The sequence below is a fragment of the Paenibacillus athensensis genome, from assembly GCF_004514475.2.
GTDB classification, from domain to species: Bacteria; Bacillota; Bacilli; order Paenibacillales; family NBRC-103111; genus Paenibacillus_AL; species Paenibacillus_AL athensensis.
On sequence record NZ_MYFO02000022.1, the window covers coordinates 1 to 22,832 of the forward strand.

The 22,832-nt window shown below is 53.3% G+C and carries 26 protein-coding genes, 2 rRNA genes and 1 other annotated feature; of the genes, 27 read left to right on the forward strand and 1 reads right to left on the reverse strand.

What is annotated here, in order from left to right; genetic code table 11:
* From B5M42_RS24245 to pssA, 9 genes are all read left to right on the forward strand, one after another.
* Positions 1-85: ribosomal RNA gene (locus tag B5M42_RS24245) — 23S ribosomal RNA — on the forward strand; the annotation flags it as partial.
* An 83-nt stretch (positions 86-168) separates the two neighbouring features.
* Positions 169-285 (forward strand): 5S ribosomal RNA (rrf, locus tag B5M42_RS24250).
* A gap of 251 nt (positions 286-536) precedes the next feature.
* Complete coding sequence (locus B5M42_RS24255; RefSeq protein WP_134756015.1) at positions 537-998, forward strand: CtsR family transcriptional regulator; 462 nt, start codon at positions 537-539, stop codon at positions 996-998.
* A gap of 14 nt (positions 999-1,012) precedes the next feature.
* Positions 1,013-1,540, forward strand: coding sequence for a UvrB/UvrC motif-containing protein (locus B5M42_RS24260; protein WP_134756017.1), 528 nt, complete (start codon positions 1,013-1,015; stop codon positions 1,538-1,540).
* Positions 1,541-1,555: 15 nt separating this feature from the next.
* Positions 1,556-2,617, forward strand: coding sequence for a protein arginine kinase (locus B5M42_RS24265; RefSeq protein ID WP_134756019.1), 1,062 nt, complete (start codon positions 1,556-1,558; stop codon positions 2,615-2,617).
* A gap of 51 nt (positions 2,618-2,668) precedes the next feature.
* Complete coding sequence (gene clpC / locus B5M42_RS24270; protein ID WP_134756021.1) at positions 2,669-5,107, forward strand: ATP-dependent protease ATP-binding subunit ClpC; 2,439 nt, start codon at positions 2,669-2,671, stop codon at positions 5,105-5,107.
* Positions 5,108-5,307: 200 nt separating this feature from the next.
* Complete coding sequence (gene radA / locus B5M42_RS24275) at positions 5,308-6,678, forward strand: DNA repair protein RadA (protein ID WP_134756023.1); 1,371 nt, start codon at positions 5,308-5,310, stop codon at positions 6,676-6,678.
* Positions 6,679-6,750: 72 nt separating this feature from the next.
* Entirely contained in the window at positions 6,751-7,830 is a 1,080-nt protein-coding gene (gene disA, locus B5M42_RS24280) for a DNA integrity scanning diadenylate cyclase DisA (RefSeq protein ID WP_134756025.1), read from the forward strand.
* Between the two features lie 99 nt (positions 7,831-7,929).
* Positions 7,930-8,679 carry a CDP-diacylglycerol--serine O-phosphatidyltransferase gene (pssA, locus tag B5M42_RS24285; protein WP_230633171.1) on the forward strand — a complete coding sequence of 250 codons (750 nt, stop codon included), beginning with the start codon at positions 7,930-7,932 and terminating at the stop codon, positions 8,677-8,679.
* A gap of 75 nt (positions 8,680-8,754) precedes the next feature.
* Here the strand turns inward: pssA and B5M42_RS24290 are convergent, their stop codons facing one another.
* Positions 8,755-9,150 carry a DUF1573 domain-containing protein gene (locus B5M42_RS24290; RefSeq protein WP_134756141.1) on the reverse strand — a complete coding sequence of 132 codons (396 nt, stop codon included), beginning with the start codon at positions 9,148-9,150 and terminating at the stop codon, positions 8,755-8,757.
* A gap of 141 nt (positions 9,151-9,291) precedes the next feature.
* Here B5M42_RS24290 and B5M42_RS24295 point away from each other — a divergent pair, with 141 nt between their 5' ends.
* From B5M42_RS24295 to B5M42_RS24380, 18 genes are all read left to right on the forward strand, one after another.
* Entirely contained in the window at positions 9,292-10,356 is a 1,065-nt protein-coding gene (locus B5M42_RS24295) for a PIN/TRAM domain-containing protein (RefSeq protein ID WP_134756027.1), read from the forward strand.
* Between the two features lie 130 nt (positions 10,357-10,486).
* A complete protein-coding gene (ispD, locus tag B5M42_RS24300) occupies positions 10,487-11,182 on the forward strand; it encodes a 2-C-methyl-D-erythritol 4-phosphate cytidylyltransferase (protein WP_134756029.1) in 696 nt (231 codons plus the stop codon).
* 5 nt (positions 11,183-11,187) lie between these two features.
* A complete protein-coding gene (gene ispF / locus B5M42_RS24305) occupies positions 11,188-11,673 on the forward strand; it encodes a 2-C-methyl-D-erythritol 2,4-cyclodiphosphate synthase (RefSeq protein WP_134756031.1) in 486 nt (161 codons plus the stop codon).
* A gap of 32 nt (positions 11,674-11,705) precedes the next feature.
* Complete coding sequence (gene gltX / locus B5M42_RS24310) at positions 11,706-13,160, forward strand: glutamate--tRNA ligase (protein ID WP_134756033.1); 1,455 nt, start codon at positions 11,706-11,708, stop codon at positions 13,158-13,160.
* 380 nt (positions 13,161-13,540) lie between these two features.
* The gene (gene cysE, locus B5M42_RS24315) at positions 13,541-14,212 is read left to right on the forward strand and encodes a serine O-acetyltransferase (RefSeq protein WP_230633172.1); all 672 of its coding nucleotides are present in this window, start codon (positions 13,541-13,543) and stop codon (positions 14,210-14,212) included.
* A complete protein-coding gene (gene cysS, locus B5M42_RS24320; RefSeq protein ID WP_134756035.1) occupies positions 14,193-15,590 on the forward strand; it encodes a cysteine--tRNA ligase in 1,398 nt (465 codons plus the stop codon). Before cysE ends, cysS begins: the two co-directional genes overlap by 20 nt.
* Entirely contained in the window at positions 15,587-16,021 is a 435-nt protein-coding gene (locus tag B5M42_RS24325) for a Mini-ribonuclease 3 (protein WP_134756037.1), read from the forward strand. Before cysS ends, B5M42_RS24325 begins: the two co-directional genes overlap by 4 nt.
* Before the next feature lie 11 nt (positions 16,022-16,032).
* Entirely contained in the window at positions 16,033-16,770 is a 738-nt protein-coding gene (rlmB, locus tag B5M42_RS24330; protein WP_134756039.1) for a 23S rRNA (guanosine(2251)-2'-O)-methyltransferase RlmB, read from the forward strand.
* Positions 16,771-16,774: 4 nt separating this feature from the next.
* On the forward strand, positions 16,775-17,287 hold the full coding sequence (locus B5M42_RS24335; RefSeq protein ID WP_134756041.1) for an NYN domain-containing protein: 513 nt from the start codon (positions 16,775-16,777) through the stop codon (positions 17,285-17,287).
* Between the two features lie 116 nt (positions 17,288-17,403).
* On the forward strand, positions 17,404-18,048 hold the full coding sequence (gene sigH / locus B5M42_RS24340) for an RNA polymerase sporulation sigma factor SigH (RefSeq protein ID WP_134756043.1): 645 nt from the start codon (positions 17,404-17,406) through the stop codon (positions 18,046-18,048).
* A gap of 203 nt (positions 18,049-18,251) precedes the next feature.
* Positions 18,252-18,401: a 50S ribosomal protein L33 gene (gene rpmG, locus B5M42_RS24345; protein WP_134756045.1), complete on the forward strand. Its 150-nt coding sequence runs from the start codon at positions 18,252-18,254 to the stop codon at positions 18,399-18,401.
* Between the two features lie 19 nt (positions 18,402-18,420).
* Entirely contained in the window at positions 18,421-18,633 is a 213-nt protein-coding gene (gene secE, locus B5M42_RS24350; protein ID WP_134756047.1) for a preprotein translocase subunit SecE, read from the forward strand.
* 26 nt (positions 18,634-18,659) lie between these two features.
* Entirely contained in the window at positions 18,660-19,193 is a 534-nt protein-coding gene (gene nusG, locus B5M42_RS24355) for a transcription termination/antitermination protein NusG (RefSeq protein WP_134756049.1), read from the forward strand.
* A 99-nt stretch (positions 19,194-19,292) separates the two neighbouring features.
* Entirely contained in the window at positions 19,293-19,718 is a 426-nt protein-coding gene (gene rplK / locus B5M42_RS24360; protein ID WP_126144112.1) for a 50S ribosomal protein L11, read from the forward strand.
* A gap of 75 nt (positions 19,719-19,793) precedes the next feature.
* Positions 19,794-20,486, forward strand: a complete 693-nt coding sequence (gene rplA, locus B5M42_RS24365; protein ID WP_134756051.1) for a 50S ribosomal protein L1 — start codon at positions 19,794-19,796, stop codon at positions 20,484-20,486.
* Positions 20,487-20,534: 48 nt separating this feature from the next.
* Positions 20,535-20,688, forward strand: a sequence feature (ribosomal protein L10 leader region).
* A gap of 70 nt (positions 20,689-20,758) precedes the next feature.
* On the forward strand, positions 20,759-21,268 hold the full coding sequence (rplJ, locus tag B5M42_RS24370) for a 50S ribosomal protein L10 (protein ID WP_134756053.1): 510 nt from the start codon (positions 20,759-20,761) through the stop codon (positions 21,266-21,268).
* Between the two features lie 48 nt (positions 21,269-21,316).
* The gene (gene rplL / locus B5M42_RS24375) at positions 21,317-21,679 is read left to right on the forward strand and encodes a 50S ribosomal protein L7/L12 (protein WP_134756055.1); all 363 of its coding nucleotides are present in this window, start codon (positions 21,317-21,319) and stop codon (positions 21,677-21,679) included.
* Positions 21,680-21,852: 173 nt separating this feature from the next.
* On the forward strand, positions 21,853-22,449 hold the full coding sequence (locus B5M42_RS24380; RefSeq protein WP_134756057.1) for a class I SAM-dependent methyltransferase: 597 nt from the start codon (positions 21,853-21,855) through the stop codon (positions 22,447-22,449).
* The last annotated feature ends 383 nt before the right edge of the window (positions 22,450-22,832 follow it).

Genomic DNA, 22,832 nt, shown 5'->3' on the forward strand with positions numbered 1-22,832 from the left:
GAAGACGACGAGGTAGATAGGTTCGAGGTGGAAGTGCCGTAAGGTATGGAGCTGACGAATACTAATCGGTCGAGGGCTTAACCACAACACAAGCAACACTCACGCGTAACACAACGACTTGTTTCGTATCTAGTTTTCAGGGAATACCGTAAGGTATTGGACTGACTGTTTGGTGATGATGGCGGAGGGGACCCACGCGTTCCCATCTCGAACACGACCGTTAAGCCCTCCAGCGTCGATGGTACTTGAACCGCAGGGTTCCGGGAGAGTAGAACGTTGCCAAGCAGACGATAAAGAAGCCTTTTGAGCTGATGCTCAAAGGGCTTTTTTGACGTTTACTTTACAAGCCATGTCAAGGACACAGCAATTGCCAACCCTGTGTACGTTAAGCCGGTATTTTTTTGTCCATACTGTATATAGAAGCAATTGAAAGCCAGCACTTGTCAAAAACAGCGAAACTGATTATAATCAAATTAAGGTCAAAGAAAGTCAAAGTCAATTTAACTTTTCAGAGGCTTTGTGGGAGGGCTGAATTGATGCGCAATGTATCTGAGATTATTGAGCAATATTTGAAGCATATCCTACAGCAAAGCACCGAGGGAGCGATTGAAATCCAGCGAAACGAGTTGGCCGATCAATTTCAATGTGTGCCTTCACAGATTAATTATGTGATCAGCACCCGGTTTACGCTGGAGAAGGGCTATTTGGTGGAAAGCAAACGAGGCGGTGGCGGCTACATTCGGATTCAGCGGATTGAGCTGAAGTCGCACGGCTCGATTCTCGACCATATTTGCCAAACGATTCATACCCATATCGATCAAGTGACCTCGGATGGGCTTGTGTATCAGCTTCAGGAAGGCAAGTACATTACTCCCCGTGAAGCGAACCTGATCCGGGCGGCGATATCTCGAGAGGTGCTGACTTTTAAACTTCCGCTGCGCGATGAAATCCGGGCGAGGATTTTAAAAGCCATGCTGATTGCTTTACTCAGCAAATAGGGAGGGACGACGAGATGATTTGTCAGGAATGCGGCAAAAGACCGGCGACGTTGCATTTTACGAAAATCGTAAACGGAGAAAAGACCGAGTTCCACATTTGCGAAGCGTGCGCCCGCGAGAAGGGCGAGATGATTCCCGGAACATCCAATGGTTTTTCCATTCATAATTTACTTTCGGGTTTGCTCGATTTTGACCCGGGCAGCGCAGGCTCGATGACGAATAAAACGCAGACCATCCGCTGTGAGAATTGCGGGCTGACGTACAGCCAGTTCAGCAAGCTGGGGCGATTCGGCTGCGATTGCTGTTATGAAAGCTTTTCGGAGCGTCTGGACCCGCTGTTTAAACGAGTACACGGCAATACGGTTCACGTCGGCAAGGTGCCGAAACGGACAGGCGGCTTGATCCAACATAAGCGCGAGCTTGAACTGCTCAAGAAAGAGATGATGTCCAGCATTGAACGCGAGGAATTCGAGCAGGCGGCAAAGCTCCGCGATCAGATTCGAGGGCTGGAGAAGAAAATGTCCGGCGGACAGAACTCTTGAGGGAGGTGTCAGGGTGTGACGTTACATCGGTTTACCGGCGATGCGCTGAGTGAATGGATGAAGGGTGACGGACCGGAATCGGATATTGTCATCAGCAGCCGCATTCGGATTGCTCGCAATATGAAAGGCTACCCGTACCCGATGCTGGCGACGAATCAACAGTCGCAGGAAGTACTGGATCAGGTGTCGGAGGTACTGAACAATGAGGAGCTGGAGACGATCAGCCGGTTCTCGCTGGTGAAGCTTTCCGAACTAAGCGAGCTGGAGAAAATGGTGCTGGTCGAGAAGCATTTGATCAGCCCGAATTTGGCCAATGAATCGCGCAATGGTGCAGTCATCCTCAGCGAAAATGAATCGATCAGCATCATGGTCAATGAAGAAGACCACCTGCGGATTCAATGCCTGTGCCCCGGTTTTCAGATTAAGGAAGCATGGGATTTGGCCAATCAAATCGACGATATTTTTGAATCCCATCTCGATTACGGGTATGATGAAAAGAGAGGTTACTTAACCAGCTGTCCGACGAATGTCGGGACGGGGATTCGCGCCTCGGTGATGATGCACTTACCGGCCCTTGTGTTAACGCAGCAAATCAACCGGATTTTATCGGCTGTTACACAAGTTGGGTTGACGGTTAGAGGATTATATGGGGAAGGCAGCGAAGCTTTAGGTAACTTGTTCCAAATCTCCAATCAGATTACGCTGGGCCAATCGGAAGATGAGATCATCGACAATCTGCACGGGGTTGCCCGGCAAATTATCGAGCATGAACGTGCCGCCCGTCAGAAGCTGCTGCAGGATTCCCGCATGCGGATCCTCGACCGAGTCAATCGGTCGTTGGGCATTTTGTCCTTCGCAGCGATTATGGATTCGAAGGAAGCCGCGCAGCGTTTGTCGGATGTGCGTCTGGGCATCGATCTGGGCATGATCGGCGAGCTTTCGGCGAATGTGCTGAACGAACTGCTGGTCATGACGCAGCCGGGCTTTTTGCAGCAAACGTCAGGCGTCAAGCTTTCGGCCGAGGATCGCGATATCCGCAGGGCGCAGCTGATTCGGGAGCGATTTGGGCGATCTTAGATTCATCCTTTTGGATTTCTATAGATATACTACTTTTGGAGGTGTTTCTCTATGATGTTTGGAAGATTTACGGAACGCGCGCAAAAGGTGCTTTCTCTGGCTCAAGAGGAGGCTGTTCGTTTAGGACACAACAATATCGGCACGGAGCATATTCTTCTCGGTCTTATTCGTGAAGGTGAAGGAATTGCTGCAAAAGCGCTGGTTGGCCTGGGCTTAGGTCTGGAAAAAATCCAGGACGAAGTGGAGTCGCTGATCGGTCGCGGCCAGGAGCAGCCGACCAATATTGCGTACACGCCAAGAGCGAAGAAGGTCATCGAACTGTCGATGGACGAAGCCCGCAAGCTGGGTCATACTTATGTAGGTACAGAGCACATTCTGCTCGGACTGATTCGTGAGGGTGAAGGCGTAGCGGCCAGAGTGCTGAACAATCTCGGCGTCAGCTTGAACAAAGCGCGTCAGCAGGTGCTTCAGCTGTTGGGCAGCAGCGAAAGCGTTTCGCCAAGCCACGGCACCAACCCGAACATCAATACGCCAACGCTGGATGGTCTGGCTCGCGATCTGACGGCTTTCGCCAAAGAAGGCCATCTGGACCCGGTAATCGGCCGCAGCAAGGAAATCGAGCGCGTGATTCAAGTGCTCAGCCGCAGGACGAAAAACAATCCGGTGCTGATCGGCGAACCTGGCGTCGGTAAAACCGCGATTGCCGAAGGACTGGCACAGAAAATCATCAACAACGAAATTCCGGAAACGTTAAAAGATAAACGCGTCATGACGCTGGACATGGGCTCGGTCGTAGCCGGTACGAAGTACCGCGGCGAATTCGAGGATCGTCTGAAAAAAATCATGGACGAGATTCGTCAAGCCGGCAACATCGTTTTGTTTATCGATGAGCTGCACACACTGATCGGCGCAGGCGGCGCGGAGGGAGCCATCGATGCTTCCAACATCCTGAAGCCGGCGTTGGCCCGGGGCGAGCTGCAATGCATCGGTGCAACCACACTGGACGAATACCGCAAATATATTGAAAAAGACGCTGCGCTGGAGCGCCGCTTCCAGCCGATTACGGTTGATCAACCGTCGCCGGAAGAAGCGATTCAAATTCTCCACGGCTTGCGCGACCGTTACGAAGCGCATCATCGCGTGAAAATTACGGACGCTGCGATCGAAGAAGCGGTGAAATTGTCCGACCGTTACATTACGGACCGCTTCCTGCCGGATAAAGCCATCGATCTGATTGACGAGGCCAGCTCCAAGGTAAGACTTCGCTCTTACACGATTCCGCCTAGTCTGAAACAGCTGGAGAACAAGCTGGAGGATATCCGCAAGGAAAAAGACGCGGCCGTGCAAAGCCAGGAGTTCGAGAAAGCGGCCAGTTTGCGCGACACGGAGCAAAAGCTGCGCGAAGAGCTGGATTCCACGAAAAACGACTGGAAAGAAAAGCAAGGCCGCATGGATACCGAAGTAACGCCGGAGGATATCGCGCAGGTCGTGGCAAGCTGGACCGGCATTCCGGTGAGCAAGCTGGCTGAAGAAGAAACGCAGCGCCTGCTGAAAATGGAAGACATCCTCCACGAGCGCGTGATCGGCCAAGAGGAAGCGGTGAAAGCCGTCAGCCGCGCAATCCGCCGGGCGAGAGCCGGCTTGAAAGATCCTAAGCGTCCAATGGGCTCCTTCATTTTCCTTGGACCGACAGGCGTCGGTAAAACTGAGCTGGCCCGCGCGCTCGCCGAATCGCTGTTCGGCGACGATAACGCCGTCATCCGCATCGACATGTCGGAGTACATGGAGAAGCATTCGACCTCGCGACTCGTCGGAGCGCCTCCGGGATATGTCGGTTATGAAGAAGGCGGTCAGCTGACCGAGAAGGTACGCCGCAAGCCGTATTCGGTTGTCCTGCTCGACGAGATCGAGAAGGCGCATCCGGAAGTGTTTAACATCTTGTTGCAGGTACTCGAAGACGGTCGACTGACCGATTCCAAAGGCCGCACAGTCGATTTCCGCAACACGCTGATCATCATGACCTCGAACGTCGGCGCCGAAGCGATCAAGAAAAATTCCTCGCTGGGCTTTACCGCCGTGCAGGATGCGGGCCGCGATTACTCCAACATGCGGGAAAAGGTCATGGGCGAGCTGAAAAAAAGCTTCCGTCCCGAGTTCCTGAACCGGATCGACGAAATTATCGTGTTCCACTCGTTGGGCGAAGAGCATATCGCTCGCATCGTCAGCCTGATGGCGGACGATCTGCGCAAACGTCTGAAGGAGCAGGAAGTTGACTTCATGCTCACCGACAAAGCGAAGCTGTTCTTGGCCAAAGAAGGCTTTGACCCGACTTACGGCGCGAGACCGCTGCGCAGAGCGATTCAGAAGCATATCGAAGACCGTCTGTCCGAGGAGCTGCTGAAGGGCAATATTTCCAAAGGCGACGCGCTGACGATCGACGAACAGGAAGGCGAACTGGTCGTGCTGCGGGGAGAAGTAGCCGCTAAATAAGAAGATACCATTCAAGCGCTTTGCGTTGGCCAATGGCCGGGCAGAGCGCTTTTTCCTATTTGAAGGCGATTCGGTCAGCTCAGATTGATGACTTGCGGCCCTTTCGCCGTTTTATGAAAAATGGTAAACTTTGAAGGGTGAGTATCGTCAGGTGGGAAAGATGTCCACAGGATGAATGACGACAAGAGGAGCCGGCGCAAATGAGCAAGACCAAAACGAAGTTTTGTTGTCAGGAATGCGGTTATGAGTCGCCGAAATGGATGGGAAAGTGCCCGGGCTGTCAGGGTTGGAATACGATGGTGGAGGAAATCGAAACCGTTGTCCGTACGCAGGGGATGAATTCTTCTGCTGCCCGCACGAAAGAAAAACCGATGGCGCTCATACATATAGAAAGCAGCCCTGAACCGCGTGTATTAACGAACAATCAGGAGCTGAACCGGGTTCTCGGAGGCGGCATTGTACCCGGCTCGCTGATTTTGGTCGGGGGAGACCCGGGTATCGGCAAATCGACGCTGCTGCTGCAAACCTCCTTCGCGTTGGCTGAGGCGCGGCAGAAGGTGTTATATATATCGGGCGAGGAATCGGTCAAACAGACGAAGCTGCGCGCAGACCGGCTGCAGGCGTCTTCGGAGCTGCTGTATGTGCTGTGCGAGACCAACCTTGAGCTGATTGAGGAAGCGATTCAAGAAGTCGACCCCGATTTTCTCGTCATAGACTCGATTCAGACGGTTTATCATCCGGGCATCGCATCGGCGCCGGGCACGGTGGGACAGGTGCGGGAATGCACGGGACATTTTATGAGAATAGCTAAAGGGAAGGGCATCGCGACGGTGCTGGTCGGGCATGTGACCAAGGAAGGTGCGATTGCCGGTCCGCGGCTGCTCGAACATATGGTCGATTGCGTGCTATATTTTGAGGGAGAACGCCATCATTCGTATCGGCTGCTGCGAGCGGTCAAGAACCGCTTTGGCTCGACGAACGAAATCGGTATTTTTGAAATGCGGGAAAGCGGTCTGGCAGAGGTCAATAATCCGTCCGAGCTGTTCTTGTCCGAGCGGCCGCTTGGCGTAGCGGGCTCCACGGTAGTCGCCAGCATGGAAGGAACACGTCCGGTGCTGGTAGAGATTCAGGCGCTCGTATCGACGACGAATTTCCCTTCGCCGCGGCGTATGGCCACGGGAGTCGATCACAACCGGCTGTCGCTCATTATTGCGGTGCTGGAAAAGCGCATGGGCATGTTTTTGCAAAATCAGGACGCCTATTTGAACGTCGCCGGAGGAGTCAAGCTGGATGAACCGGCTGTCGATTTGGCGGTAGCCATCAGCATTGCGTCGAGCTTCAAGGAGAAGCCGACTCAGCCATATGACGTCGTATTCGGCGAAATCGGGTTGACCGGCGAGGTTCGCGGCGTTTCCCGCATCGATCAGCGGGTGAAGGAAGCGCAGAAGCTGGGCTTCCGGCGTGTCATCATGCCGGAGAAAAGCCTGAAGGGCTGGACGCCGCCCTCCGGGATGGAGATCGTTGGCGTGAATACCGTGGCCGAGGCGCTGGCTGCGGCGCTCGGTTCATGATTTGCCAAGCCGCCGGGCGAAGGCTGTGCCGCACCGCTTCGTATCAGCCAGCATGCTTTCAGGAGGAAGAACATGAGTAAAGATGAAGTCAAACGCGATGTGATGAGTCAGCTGCTGCAAATGGTGGCGCCGGGTACCCCGTTCCGCGACGGTTTGGAGAACGTGCTGCGCGCCAAAACCGGGGGACTGATTGTAGTCGGCTACAGCCCCGAGGTGATGGAGATAGTGGATGGCGGCTTTTCCATCGACTGTGATTTTTCGCCCAATTATTTGTACGAACTGGCTAAGATGGACGGGGCAATTATTCTCAGCGAGGATATGAAGAAAATACTTTACGCCAACACGCAGCTTATTCCCGATTCGGCCATCCCCTCCTCAGAGACGGGAATTCGCCATCGGACTGCCGAACGCGTCGCCAAGCAAACGTCGAAGCTGGTCGTTTCCATCTCGCAGCGCCGCAATATCATTACGTTGTATCAAGGCAATTTGCGCTATGCGCTTAAAGATATCGGGGTTATTCTGACCAAGGCGAATCAGGCGATTCAGACGCTAGAGCGCTATAAGGTGGTGCTGGATCAATCGCTAACCAATCTCGGCGCTTCGGAATTCGAAGAACTGGTGACCCTGCACGATGTGACCAATGTTGTGGCCCGTGTAGAAATGGTGCTGCGCATCAAAGCCGAAATCAACCGTTATATTAACGAGCTTGGCAACGAAGGGCGCTTGATCAGCATGCAGCTGGAGGAGCTGGTCGGGAACTCCGAGCTGGAGGCGCGTCTGTTGATGAAGGATTACATACGCGAGTACAGCGAGGATCGGGTGCGGGACGCGACGCTGGGTTTAAAGCGCTTGTCCTCCGACGAGCTGCTGGAGCCGAATCAGATCGTGCGCCTGTTAGGCTATCCGCAAGCAAGTGCGGTGAACGAGGAGCCTGTATCGCCGCGGGGCTTCCGCGTTTTAAACAAAATTCCACGGCTGCCGTCGATCATCATTTCCAATCTGGTCGAGAAATTCGGCTATTTGCCGCACATCATGATGGCAACGATTGAAGAGCTGGATGAAGTGGATGGAATTGGCGAAGTCAGAGCGCGCGCCATTAAAGAGGGATTAAAGCGGATTCAGGATCAAGTCCTCATTGACAGACATATTTAAATTGCATACAATCATAAAGTATCACTAGTACCGTTTGTTATAGGGGTGACTGCGATCAGTCATTTTGGGGTATAGTAAATCCAGAGGTGGACTAAACTTATGTTAACGAAATCAATTCCCAGCTTGTTTACGGTAGGGAACTTGTTTTTAGGCGTTTTGTCGATTATTTTAGTATTCAACAACCAGCCGGAACGCGCTGCGGTGCTGGTCATTGTAGCCATGCTGCTGGACGGTCTTGACGGCCGCGTAGCGCGCGCATTGAATGCGCAAAGTGAATTCGGCAAAGAGCTCGACTCGCTGTCGGACGTGATTTCCTTCGGCGTAGCTCCCGCGTTCATTATGTATGTTGTCGCGTTTAACGATCCGCATATCATCAGCCCTGCGCTAGCCTGGATTATCACCGCGCTGTTCCCGATCTGCGGCGCATTGCGCTTGGCCCGCTTTAACGTTATTGCCGGCGTTCCCGGTTATTTCATCGGACTGCCGATTCCGGCGGCTGGTGGCGTGCTCTGTACGCTCGCTTTGTTCCACAGCGATATTAACGCTTATGTGCTGCTGGTCAGCACGCTGCTGTTGTCCTATTTGATGGTCAGCACTGTCAAATATCCGAACTTCAAGAAAGCGGGCATCCCTAAGGCCGCGATCTGGATCACGCCGATCATTGTGGCTGTAGCTGTGCTGATTGCGATTAAATGGCCCGGCTCCGTGTCCAAAATGATTTTCGTACCTTTGCTGCTGTACGCGCTTTATGGCTTAAAAAAAAACGTTGACGGCATCTTCATCCGGCTGCGCCGCCGCAACAAACGCAAGGGCGTAGTTGAAGAAAATTCCGTGAAATCGGATTTGTAATCATTTCAAAAGGCAAAGAAAAAGCATTTCTTTTCCGCTGACAGCTCAGTGGGAAGAAATGCTTTTTTTGATGTCTCAGGACATATTGAACAGTCCGAGCGTGGAGCATTTTTTCGATTCATTCTGGAGAACCTCGTCCAAATCTACCTTCAGCAAATTGCTGAGCGCCGACATATAAAACAAATTACGTCCAAGCTCGGCGCTTACCGCTTCCATACAATGCTCGCATAGCTCGCCGGCCACATGCGTCCCGCGGACGTCCTTGGCTTCCTCCAAGGTCATTTCGGGATGATATTCCTGCTTGGCGGCATGTACCTCGATGCATCCGCATTCCGTAATCGATTTGATCACGGAGCGGTTGGCGGCTGCGTTAGTTTGCTGGAACTTGGAGACGACATCGAGCAAGCTTCGGTGACGCAGCAATAATTCTGAGACTTGATCCTGAAAATGCTTTAACGTCAGGGAGTCCATTCCATCCACCTCGATGTGATTGATTTCCAACCTCATTATAAAGGAACACCTTCAATATTTCAATTTCCATGATTAGCGTTGGATAAATTGGAACATAATTGTAACAGGAATTGAAATGATCATTGTGGAGGTGAATCTGTGATGAAGAAATGGATTCAAATCATTTTTGCAATCATGGGTGGAAGTTTAGGTTATCAGTGGAGCGGAGCTTTGGCAAGCCTGGGCGGCTTTGCTGCAGACAACGGACAAGCCTATTGGGTGGCGGGGCTGGGCGCAGCAGCGATGTTTTGTTTGTTCGGCTGGCTGGCGGATATCGGGATGAAGCTGCTGCTGCGCGGCGAACAGAATGTCGCCGATGTACCGGCATCCGATCTGGTATCGGGTACAATCGGGCTGGTGGTAGGTCTGCTCATTGCGCTGCTGGTGTTTCCGGTGCTGGAGCTGCTGGCGTGGGGCGGTCCTTTGGTTCCGGCTGTCGTGTCGGCAGTACTTGGCATTATGGGCTTTCGCGTCGGCTACGGCAAGCGCGAGGAATTGGCGCAGTTCATGGCGCGCAGTCGTGCGGGCGGGCAGGAGAAGTCCAAGCACAAGCCGTACGAAGAACATAAGATTCTTGATACAAGCGTTATTATCGACGGACGAATTGCCGACATTTGCAAGACCGGATTTATCGAAGGTACGCTGGTAATTCCCGAATTTGTACTGGAGGAATTGCAGCATATTGCAGATTCCTCGGATCTGCTCAAGCGCAATCGCGGGCGGCGCGGGCTGGACATTTTGAATAAAATCCAGAAGGAATTGGAAGTAAAGGTATTGATCTATGAAGGGGATTTCGAAGAAATTTCCGAAGTGGACAGCAAGCTGGTTCGTCTGGCCAAGGTGCTGCAGGGCAAGGTCATCACGAATGATTTCAATCTGAACAAGGTGTGCGAGCTGCAGGGCGTGTCCGTGCTGAACATCAACGATTTGGCCAACGCGGTCAAGCCCGTGGTGCTGCCGGGTGAAGAAATTGTCGTACAGGTCATCAAGGACGGTAAAGAGCATGGCCAAGGCGTAGCGTATCTTGATGACGGCACGATGATTGTGGTTGAGGGCGGACGCGAATTTATCGGCACGACGCTTGAGGTGATGGTGACCAGCGTGCTGCAGACGTCGGCGGGACGAATGATTTTTGCCAAGCCCAAGCTATTGGAAAAAGCCCAGTAAACCAGTATGATAGGAAAAGGACGCGGCAGCTGAGCAGCCGGCAGGCTGAAGAACGTCATGACTGCGCGATCCCGCGCATCGGAGTCGGGTAACTCCGCAGCGCACTTGATACAGGTGGGGAAGAGACGCAATGAGCAAGCTGGGTGTAGTGATCGTCGCCGCAGGCAAGGGCTCCCGAATGAAGACGACGGAAAGCAAGCAGTATTTGCCGCTGGGGGATCGGCCAATTCTGGTACATACGCTGCAATTATTTCAAAACATATGTGAAGTGGATGAGATTGTGCTGGTGACGGGGGAAGCCGACTGCGACCGCTGTCGCGAGTATGTCGAGCGCTATGCCTTGGACAAGGTTACTGCGGTAATCGCCGGCGGGGCGGAGCGTCAGCATTCGGTGCATCGTGGGCTGGAGAAGCTCGCTGCCGGTACCGAGTGGGTACTGGTGCATGACGGCGTGCGGCCGTTTCCTGCCGCCGGTCAGGTGCTGGCATGCTGGCGCGAAGCGCAGGAGCATGGCGCAGCCGTTCTCGCGGTTCCCGTCAAGGACACGATCAAGGTGGTCGACGACGCCAAGTGCATTCAATCCACACCGGACCGACGAAGCTTGTGGGCGATACAAACGCCGCAGGCTTTTCAGCTTTCTCTTTTGCTGGAGGCATACGAGCGCGCTGAGCGCGAAGGCTTTGTCGGCACCGACGACGCGATGCTGGTGGAACGGACCGGAACGGTGGTGCGGGTGGTAGAAGGGGACTACTACAATATCAAAATCACCACGCCCGAGGATTTGCCTTGGGCCGAATGGATTTTACACAATGTCAGGGGAGAGTGACCAGGTTGTTTCGAGTAGGACAAGGGTTTGATGTACATCAGTTGGTAGAAGGCCGTAAATGCATCATCGGAGGCGTGACGATTCCCTACGAAAAAGGGCTGCTCGGCCATTCCGACGCCGACGTGCTGCTGCACGCGATCAGCGACGCGATTCTCGGCGCGTTGGGCTTGGGCGATATCGGCAAGCATTTTCCCGATACGTCGGAAGCGTTCAAGGATGCGGACAGTCTTGTGCTGCTGAAAAAGGTCTGGGCGCTGGCAAAGGAACGCGGCTATCGGCTCGGCAATGCCGATTCGACGATCATCGCGCAAAAGCCAAAGATGGCGCCGTATATCCCGCAAATGGTAGAAATCATCGCGGACGCGCTGGAAGCGGCGCCCGATCAGGTCAATGTGAAAGCGACGACGACGGAGCAGCTCGGCTTCACGGGACGGGGCGAGGGCATCGCCGCGCAGTCGGTTGTTTGTTTAATTCGAGGTGTGCTAGAATAGCAGATATTATGGGTTAAAGAGGGGTTTGTAACATGACAACGACATTGCGTGTGCGATATGCACCAAGTCCGACCGGACATTTACATATTGGCGGCGCCCGCACGGCGCTGTTTGACTATCTGCTCGCGCGGAGTCAGGGCGGAGCGTTTGTCATCCGCTTTGAAGATACCGACCAGACTCGCCACGTGGAATCCGGCATCGGCAATCAGCTCGACGGGCTGAAATGGCTGGGCCTAAGCTGGGACGAAAGCGTCGACGTCGGCGGTCCGTACGGCCCGTACCGGCAAACGGAGCGACTGGACCTGTATCGGCCGTTTACGGAGCGTTTGCTGGCCGAAGGCCATGCGTATGGCTGCTACTGCACGGAGCAGGAGCTGGAGGCAGAGCGCGCGGAGCAGGAAGCCCGCGGCGAAATGCCGCGTTATTCCGGCAAGTGCCGGAGTCTGACGCCCGAGCAGATCGCGGCCTATGAAGCCGAAGGACGCAAGCCGTCGGTGCGCTTCCGCGTGCCGGAGGATCGCACGTTCGCGTTCGAGGACCGGGTACGCGGCCACGTCGAGTTTGACTCGAATGGCATCGGCGATTTCATTATCGTCCGCCCGGATGGCATTCCGACCTACAATTTTGCCGTTGTGCTTGACGATCACCTGATGAAAATTAATCTGGTCGTCCGCGGCGAAGAGCATCTGTCCAACACGCCAAGACAAATGATGATGTATGAAGCGCTGGGGCTGGACATCCCGCAGTTCGCGCATTTAGCGCTGATTCTGAATCAAGACCGCAAGAAGATGAGTAAACGCGACGAGTCGATCGTCCAATTCATTCAGCAATATCAGGAATTGGGCTATTTGCCGGAAGCCGTGGTCAATTTTATCGCTTTGCTCGGCTGGTCGCCTGTCGGCGAAGAGGAGTTCTTCACGCTGGAGGAGCTGGCGGCGCAATTCGATCTCAATCGGGTATCCAAGAGCCCGGCCGTGTTTGATATGGACAAGCTGAACTGGATGAACAATCATTATTTGAAAAAAGCTCCGCTGGAGCGCGTCGTCGACCTGTGCCGTCCGCATCTGGAGCGGGCCGGGCTGCTCGCCGACGGTTCGCCGGCGCAGGCGGACGATTGGCTGTCCGCGCTGGTCGGTCTGAATCAGGAGCGCATGCGCTATGCAGCGGAAATCGTCGAGCTGTCGCAGCTGTTTTTCCGCGACGAGCTGACGGTGGAAGAAGAAGCTGCGGCGATTTTGCGCGAGGAGCATGTGCCGACTGTGCTGCGTTGCTTTTTGCAGCAGGTCGAGCAGGCTGAGGCGTTCACGGCCGAAGCGATTCCGGCGCTCGTCAAGCAGGTGCAGAAGGAGACCGGCTTCAAGGGCAAGCAGCTGTTCATGCCGATTCGCGCCGCGCTGACCGGACAAGTGCACGGGCCGGACCTCAACGCTTCGCTGTATTTGCTGGGCCAGGAAAAAGTCGCAAGGCGCCTGCAAAGCTTATTGTAATACTTACGGTAATTCGCTATACTAAGCTGTAGATGAAAAGCGTCGATCAGGAGAGTACGTTTAATCAGGGATTCGCAGAGAGGATAATCGGAGCGCTGCTCCGGCTGCAAGTTATCCAATCCCGTTAACCGGAAATGCACCTGGGAGCTGCTGCGCCGAAGGAATCCGTAGGCGTGGCCGGAACCCCCCACGTTACGGGCGTCAAGTTGGAAGACCTCCTGGTCACCAAGCAGAGTGGAACCGCGTTAGATCGCCTCTGCAGCCTACGGGCTGCGGGGGCTTTTTTGCATAGAATCGGTTGGTATAACCGAAGGTTCGGCTGGCTGGAGCCGATGCAGGCTTGCGACATCCATCATTGTAACTCTGAAGAAGGTGAAAGCATGTGGAAAACAATTCGCTCCGACATTAAAGCCGTGTTCGAGAACGACCCCGCGGCCCGCAGCTGGTTTGAGGTCGCCTTTACGTATTCGGGACTGCATGCCATCTGGTGGCATCGCGTCGCTCATTGGTTTTTCAAGAAAAAGCTGTATACGATTGCCCGTATCCTTTCGCAGACAGGCCGGTTCATGACGGGTATCGAAATTCATCCCGGAGCGGTCATCGGCCAACGGCTGTTCATTGATCACGGCATGGGCGTGGTCGTGGGCGAGACGTGCGAGATCGGCGACGATGTCGTGCTGTTCCAGGGCGTGACGCTTGGCGGCACCGGCAAAGAGAAAGGCAAGCGCCACCCGACCATCGGCAATAATGTCGTCATCGGCTCGGGGGCCAAAATTCTCGGCTCGTTCACGGTGGGCGACAACTCGCAGATTGGCTCCAACGCCGTCGTGCTGCAGGAGGTTCCACCGAATAGCACCGTCGTCGGCATACCCGGCCGAATCGTCAAGCGCGACGGCGTGCGCGTGAATCGGCTCGATCACAATAACTTGCCCGATCCGGTCATCGAGCTGTGCAAAAACCTGCAGCAGCAAATTGAGGATTTGAAGGCGGAGCTGGAGCGGGAACGGCAAAAGAATGGAGGACACAGAGAGCATGACGCTCAAAATGTATAATACGTTAACTCGTAAAAAGGAAGCTTTTGTACCGATCGAACCCGGCAAGGTGAAGATGTACGCCTGCGGACCAACGGTATATAACTATATTCATATCGGCAACGGCCGCCCGGCGATCTTCTTCGATGTCGTGCGCCGCTATTTGGAATTCCAGGGCTTTGAAGTGAACTACGTAGTCAATTTCACGGACGTTGACGACAAGCTGATCCGCAAGGCAGAGGAGACCGGAAGCACCGTGCCGGAGCTGGCCGAAACCTACATTCAGGCGTATTATGAGGACGTTCGGGCGCTTGGCGTCAAAGAAGCGTCGCTGAATCCGCGCGTGACGGAAAACATGGAAGGCATCATCGCTTTTATTGCCGAGCTGGTCGACAAGGACTTTGCTTATGAAAAGGGCGGCGATGTCTATTACCGGACCGCCAAATTTGCCGATTACGGCAAGCTGTCGCACCAGAATCTGGAGGAGCTGCAATACGGCATCCGCATCGACGTGGATGAGCGTAAGGAGAGCCCGCAGGATTTCGTGCTGTGGAAAGCGGCCAAGCCGGGCGAAATCTACTGGGAAAGCCCGTGGGGCCAAGGCCGCCCCGGCTGGCATATCGAGTGCTCGGCAATGGTGAAACGCTATTTGGGCGAAACGATCGACATACACGGCGGCGGGCAGGATTTGTGTTTCCCGCACCACGAATGCGAGATTGCTCAGACTGAGGCGTTGACCGGCAAACCGATGGCCAACTATTGGCTGCATAATGCGTTCATCAACATCGATAATCAAAAAATGTCCAAATCGCTCGGCAACGGTATCCTGATTCGCGATCTGTTGAAGAACATCCGGCCCGAGGTATTCCGCTTCTTCATGTTGGCCGCGCATTACCGCAATCCGTTGAATTTCAGCGATGACAGCGTGCAGCAGGCCGCTAACGGACTGGAGAGGATTCAGAACGCTTACGACAATTTGAAGCATCGCTTGGCTACGGCTTCACCCGGTCCCGCGGATGCGCTGGTGGAGGAGCGGGCTGAGCTGACGCGCGGTCAATTCGTCGAGAAAATGAACGACGATTTCAACACGCCCGACGCGATAACTGCGGTGTTCGATCTGGTCGCGGAAGCGAACCTGTATTTGCAGCACGAGCGGGTGACCGTTGGCGGCGTTCAGCTGTTCCTGGAGCAGCTGGAGGCGTTTGACCGCGTGCTTGGCATTTTGCGGCAGGGTGGCGACGAGCTGCTGGACGAAGAGATCGAACAGCTGATTGTCGAGCGGACCGAGGCGCGCAAGGCCAAGAACTGGAGCCGCGCCGATGAAATTCGCGATTTGCTGACCGGGAAAGGCATTTTCCTTGAGGATACTCCGCAAGGAATCCGTTGGCGGCGTAAATGAGCGAATCGTTTTCCAACGTGAATTTATTTCATTTTGCCCCGGCCAAAAGCCCGCATTTGATGAATCCTTTGGCGCTTGCTTATATGGGCGACGCCGTATATGAAGTTTATATCCGCCAGTACGTGATCAGCCAGCCGAATCATCGGCCGAATCACTTGAATCGCACGGCGATCGGTTATGTGTCGGCACGTTCGCAGGCCAAGCAACTGGAGGCGATCCTGCCGCTCCTCACGGAAGAGGAGCTGGACATGGTCAAGCGCGGGCGGAACGCCAAGTCCGGCTCGACGGCTAAAAACGCCGATGTGCTGGAGTACCGGCACAGCACGGCTTTTGAATGCCTGATCGGCTATTTGTATTACAAGCAAGCATACGGCCGTTTGAAGGAGCTGCTGGATTGCGCGCTGGCCTCGCGGCAGGTTACGAAGGAATAGGAGGGGTACCGATGGAAGAGTATATCGGCGGAAAGCACTCCGTGCTGGAAGCGCTGCGCGCCGGACGAACAATCAACAAAATCTGGATTGCCGACAACGCGCAAAAACCGTTTGCCGGACCGATTGTCGCCGAAGCGAAAAATCACGGCATCGTGGTCCAGTTCATCGACAAGCGCAAGCTCGATCAAATGGCCGAGGGCATCCAGCACCAGGGTGTGGTGGCGCAGGTGGCCGCTTACGAATATGCGGAGATTGAGGATATTTTGGCGGCGGCGCGGCGCAAGAACGAGGAACCGTTTATCCTCATTCTGGACGAGATCGAGGATCCGCATAACCTCGGCTCGATTTTGCGGACTGCCGACTGCACGGGCGTGCACGGCGTCATCATTCCCAAGCGCCGCTCGGTCGGCTTGACCGCCACCGTATCGAAAACGTCGGCCGGCGCCGTTGAATACGTGCCTGTGGCCCGGGTGACGAACATTGCGCAGACGATTGAGGAGCTGAAGGAAGCGGGCGTGTGGGTCGCCGGAACGGACGTTGCCGCGGCGCAGGATGTTTACAAGGCCAGCTTCAAGCTGCCGATTGCGCTGGTTATCGGGAATGAGGGCAAGGGCGTCGGTCGACTGATCAAGGAAAAATGCGATTTTCTGGTCAAGCTGCCGATGTCCGGGCACGTCAATTCGTTGAACGCATCGGTTGCCGCGGGCGTGCTGATGTATGAAGTGGTTCGGCAGCGTAGTTTGAGCTAAGCCTATGGAAGAATTCCTGATCGTGGACGGCTACAACATCATCGGAGCCTGGCCTGAACTGCAGAAGCTCAAGGATACCGATCTGGAGGAAGCGCGTAACCGGCTGATTCACATGCTGGCGGAATACCAGTCTTTTTCGGGGATGAAGGTTTATCTGGTCTTCGACGCTTATAAAGTTCCGGGGTTGGGCAAAAAGTACCTGCAGAGCAAGCTGCGCGTGCTCTACACCAAGGAGAAGGAAACCGCCGACGAGCTGATCGAACGGCTGGTTGTCAGCCTGATCGGCCGCCGCCGGCAAATTCACGTAGCTACCTCGGACATGATCGAGCAGCACGTCATCTTCGGCAAGGGAGCGTTGCGGCTGCCTGCCGGGGAGCTGCTGGTGAAGATCAATCAGAGCCGCCGTGAGGTGCGCGAGCGGATTCGCGAGCAGACAAGCGCCAAAAAAAATCCGGTCGACGGCAAAATGGACGGCGACCTCCGCGCGCTCTTCGAGCGCTGGAGACGCGGTGAATAAACTCCCAAATACTAGAAATAACAGGGTTCCCCGTTGACGATCGCAGATTACATAATGTATACTAACACTATCCTTGAAGTGAATCTGGGTAGTCTTGCAGGCCGGAGGGATTGTTGGTGAGTGTCGACCTCAAAGAATTGAGAATGTACGATTATGACCTCAAGCCAGACGAAGACATAGTCGAAGCAGTCCGTGAAGGCAGCAGTGAAGCGCTGGAGTACCTGATTAACAAGTATAAGAATTTTGTCCGAGCCAAGGCGCGCTCCTATTTTTTGATAGGCGCTGACCGTGAGGACATCGTTCAGGAGGGCATGATAGGTTTATATAAATCTATCCGTGACTTCCGTGGCGACAAGCTGGCGTCGTTCAAGGCGTTTGCCGAGCTCTGTATTACGCGGCAGATTATTACGGCGATCAAGACAGCTACCCGTCAGAAGCATATTCCGCTGAACTCTTATGTTTCTCTGGACAAGCCTATCTACGATGAAGATTCCGACCGTACGCTGCTGGACGTCATTTGCGGCTCCCGCGTCACGGACCCCGAAGAGCTCATTATCAATCAGGAAGAGTTTACGGGCTTGGAAGACAAGATGGGCGAGATACTCAGTGACTTGGAGCGCAGAGTGCTGATGCTGTATTTGGACGGCCGCTCGTATCAGGAAATTGCTGTTGATCTGGATCGTCACGTCAAATCGATTGATAATGCGTTGCAGCGCGTCAAGCGCAAGCTGGAGAGGTACCTGGAAGTACGCGACTTATAAGCGTTCCCACATGCAGATGAGGGGGCGCTTTTTTTGTTGCCGACAGGTTTAATACGCCACGGGGAGGTCTATACTGGTGATACTTCTTTCTTGACACGCTGTCGAAAGATGTGCTAAAGTAGTTCAGGTAGCCCTAAGTGTCGCTTTCTTTCTGATGCGCAAAAAGGGCTGTAATCAGAAAGCGTATGTAGGAGGTGTACATCATGCGGGTTATCATCACATTAGCGTGCACGAATTGCAAACAAAGAAACTATGCATCCACTAAAAATAAGCGCAATAATCCCGACCGCATTGAGTTGAAGAAATATTGCAGATTTTGCAATGAACATACGGCTCATCGCGAAACCAGGTAGTCCCTTGGAGGTGTAGTTCATGGCTTTCTTAGCAAAGATGAAACAAAGCTTCGGGTCCACCTTTTCGTTCTTCGCCGATAGCTGGTCAGAACTCAGAAAAGTAAAGTGGCCGAGCCGCAAGGAAATGATCTCCTATACGCTCGTTGTTATAGGTACGGTTGCTTTCATCACCGTTTATTTCTATGTGCTGGACCTCGGTATTACAGAACTTTTGCGCCTTGTTTTTAAATAAAACAGGACTATAGGTGAATAGAAACGATGGAGAAAAGATGGTACGTAGTACATACCTATTCGGGGTATGAGAATAAGGTCAAAGCCAACCTCGAGAAGCGCGTCGAGTCTATGGAAATGCAGGACAAGATCTTCCGCGTGCTTGTGCCGATGGAAGAAGAGTTGGTGAACAAGGACGGCAAGAAAAAAACCGTCATGCGCAAAGTGTATCCCGGCTATGTCCTCGTGGAAATGATTCAAACCGATGACTCTTGGTATGTCGTTCGCAATACGCCGGGCGTGACCGGGTTCGTAGGCTCTACGGGTTCAGGCTCCAAGCCTACCGCTCTTCTCCCAGAGGAAGTGGAAGCGATCCTGAAGCACATGGGGATGGAGGAGCCGAAGCCGAAAATCGACTTCGACCTCAAGGAAACCGTGCGCGTCAAGGTGGGTCCTTTTGCGAATTTTGTCGGAACGGTGGAAGACATTATCGTCGACAAAAGCAAGCTGAAGGTACACGTCAATATGTTTGGCCGAGAAACCCCGCTTGAACTGGATTTCCATCAAGTGGAGAAATTATAATTTAAGGGTTTCCGTCAGGTCTATTCCCCGGGATAGACCTTCGTTAGTGGGAGGGCCTAGCGCCCGTCCGACCACACTAAGTGCAAGGAGGTGTCCAACATGGCTAAAAAGGTAATCAAAATCGTAAAGCTTCAAGTTCAAGCCGCTAAAGCGAATCCGGCTCCACCAATCGGTCCGGCTCTCGGTCAAGCAGGCGTGAACATCATGGCTTTCTGTAAAGAGTTCAATGCTCGTACTGCCGATCAAGCGGGCCTTATCATTCCGGTTGAAATCACAGTTTTCGAGGATCGTTCCTTTACATTCATCACCAAAACGCCTCCGGCTGCAGTTCTGCTTCGCGTAGTTGCTGGGATCGAAAAAGGATCCGGCGAACCAAACAAGAAGAAAGTTGCTACCGTGAAGCGCGCGAAAGTTCGCGAAATCGCTGAGCAAAAAATGCCTGACCTGAACGCTGCATCCGTAGAGGCTGCTATGCGCATGGTTGAAGGTACGGCTCGCAGCATGGGTATCGTCATCGAAGATTAATTCCGATTGGAATGCGGCGCATATAAGCCGCTCGGTGGGAGGATTATCCGCTATTACCACTAAGGAGGACTAGAAATGCCTAAACACGGTAAGAAATACCAGGAAGTAGCCAAGTTGGTCTCGGCTGATACTTTCTATGATCCGGCAGAAGCTATTGAGCTGGTTAAGAAGACAGCCCCTGCCAAATTCGACGAAACTGTCGATATCGCAGTTCGTCTGGGCGTTGACCCAAGAAAACAAGACCAGGCTGTCCGCGGCGTCGTTGTACTTCCGCACGGTACTGGTAAAACCAAACGCGTACTCGTTTTCGCCAAAGGCGATAAAGCGAAGGAAGCGGAAGCAGCTGGCGCTGACTTTGTCGGCGATAGCGACATGATCAACAAAATCCAACAAGGCTGGTTCGATTTTGATGTCTGCGTAGCCACTCCTGACATGATGAGTGAAGTTGGTAAACTGGGCCGTTTGCTCGGCGGTAAAGGCTTGATGCCGAACCCGAAAGCCGGTACGGTTACGTTCGACGTAGCGAAAGCTGTTCAAGAGATCAAAGCAGGTAAAATCGAATACCGTCTTGACAAAGCAGGTCAAATTCATGCTCCGCTCGGTAAAGTATCGTTCGATGCTGACAAGCTGGCAGAAAACTTCAAAGCGCTGGTTGACGCTCTGCTCAGAGCAAAACCTGCTGCCGCTAAAGGGGTTTACCTGAAAAGCGTTGCCATCTCCTCGACGATGGGACCAAGCGTGCGCGTGAATCTGCAATCCTTCAGATAAGATCGCATTTGACTTCTTCGGTCAAACATGCTAATCTATCTAAGGTTCTCAAAGTGAATATGCAAACCGTAGACAGTAGGTGCGCTTGCGCTTAATTTCCTACCGAGGTGTTATGATATACGATTGTTTTCTTTGTTTGCCAAGGAAATCATGAACGAATCATGCCTTCGTAGTTTCTGCGAAGGCATTTCTTATTGTCCAATAAGAGATGCTCCTGGTCCTACTGTTTGCGTACAAGTCAGATATACATGCTTAAGAAATGAGGTGTACCCATGGCAAATGCAAAAGTTCTCGCAGAGAAAGAGCAAGTTGTTGCAGAAGTGGCTGAGAAGTTGAAGTCGAGCTCCTGCACAATCGTTACCGACTACCGCGGTCTGAACGTGGCTCAAGTGACCCAATTGCGCAAATCGCTGCGCGAAGCGGGCATCGAGTTTACCGTTCTCAAGAACACATTGGCAAGACGCGCTACGGCTAGCGCTGAACTGGGCGAGCTGGACGAGTATTTGACTGGTCCTACTGCGATCGCGTTCAGCAAAGACGACATCATCGCTCCTGCCAAAATCTTGACCGAGTTCGCGAAGAAGAACGAGCATCTGAATGTGAAAGCCGGTATCGTGGAAGGCCGTGTCGTTGGCTATGATCAAATCAAAGCCCTTGCCGACCTGCCGTCCAGAGAAGGTCTGCTCTCCATGTTGCTTAGCGTTCTCCAAGCGCCAGTTCGCAACTTCGCCCTTGCTGTTAAAGCAGTGGCTGAGAAACAAGAAGGCGGCGCACAAGCTTAATCTTTTTCACCCAAATCCTAATTTTACGATGATAATGGAGGTTCAACCATGAGTAAAGAACAAATCTTGGAAGCAATTAAAGTCATGACAGTTTTGGAACTGAACGATCTGGTGAAAGCAATCGAAGAAGAATTCGGCGTAACTGCAGCAGCTCCAGTAGCTGTAGTAGCAGGCGGCGGCGCAGCAGAAGTTGCTGAGCAAACTGAGTTCGACGTCATCCTGACGAACGCTGGCGCATCCAAAATCAACGTTATCAAAGTTGTTCGCGAAATCACAGGTCTCGGCCTGAAAGAAGCGAAAGACCTGGTAGACGGCGCACCGAAACCAATCAAAGAAAAAGTAGGCAAAGACGAAGCAGAAGCAGTAAAAGCGAAGCTGACAGAAGCTGGCGCAACTGTAGAAGTGAAGTAATAGCCTTACAAACAGACCTCTTGGAGCTTGGCTTCAAGGGGTCTTTTATACATCATTTTGCCGTGCGGAAAGGTCGGCGGTAGGTGTACGGGCAGCCCGGGGCTGCTGCATTTTCCGAACGGTAAAAGTTGGCTTCCGGCCGGGGAGCCGATGACAAGGAGGGACCTGATCAGGTGTCAGAGCATTACTATTCGCAAAAGCCCACCGCGCAGCATGACGTCCATGAAATTCAGGAACGTCTCCGGGGCCGCTTGTTTACGTTTCAAACAGATGCCGGCGTGTTTTCCAAGAAAGGCGTCGATTACGGAAGCCGTCATTTGATCGAAACGGTGGAGCTTCCGCCAGCCGCGAAGGTGCTGGATGTAGGCTGCGGCTACGGGCCGATGGGGCTGGCAGTCGCTGCGGCTTGCCCGGATGGCCATGTCACGATGGTTGATATTAATGAACGGGCAGTGGAGCTGGCCCGGACGAATGCGCGGCGCAACGGAATTGCCAATGTACGCATCGTCCAAAGCGATCTGTTGGAAGCAGTGAAGGAGCAGCGGTTTGACTTGATTATGACCAATCCGCCCATCCGTGCGGGCAAGGAAGTGGTCCATCGTATTTTTGCCGAAGCGTACGCTTGCTTGCAGCCTGGCGGCTCCTTATGGGTCGTTATTCAAAAAAAACAGGGCGCGCCGTCAGCGGCGGCCAAGCTGGAAAGCATCTACGGAGAAGTGGCGGAAGTCTCGAAGGACAAGGGCTACCGCATCCTGAGGGCAATCAGGTAAGTGGCTTGGTCGGGTGAAAAGAGAATATCTTCGACGATTTTCGTGGAAAATTGTTTGACTTGACTTCCTAAACATGATATCATTAAAAAATGTCAGTATTAAGATGGGACGCGTGTCTTTAGTTAACAAAAATGTCAAGTCTTTTTTTCTCAGAAGATGAATAAAATTTTAACCTGTGACGTATAAGGGTTGGGTTTTAGGCTATCCTAATGGGATAAGAAGAAGAATATGGAAGCGCTATGCCGATCTACAGAGAAAAACCTCCATCCATACAGTCGCTTGATTTCGGACGGGCTCCTTAACGGAGGCGTCCTGAGCGCACGTTGATAGAAGTTTTTCTTCTTTCTTTTTTTATTTATTGAGTAGACTTGAGGGGTGAATGA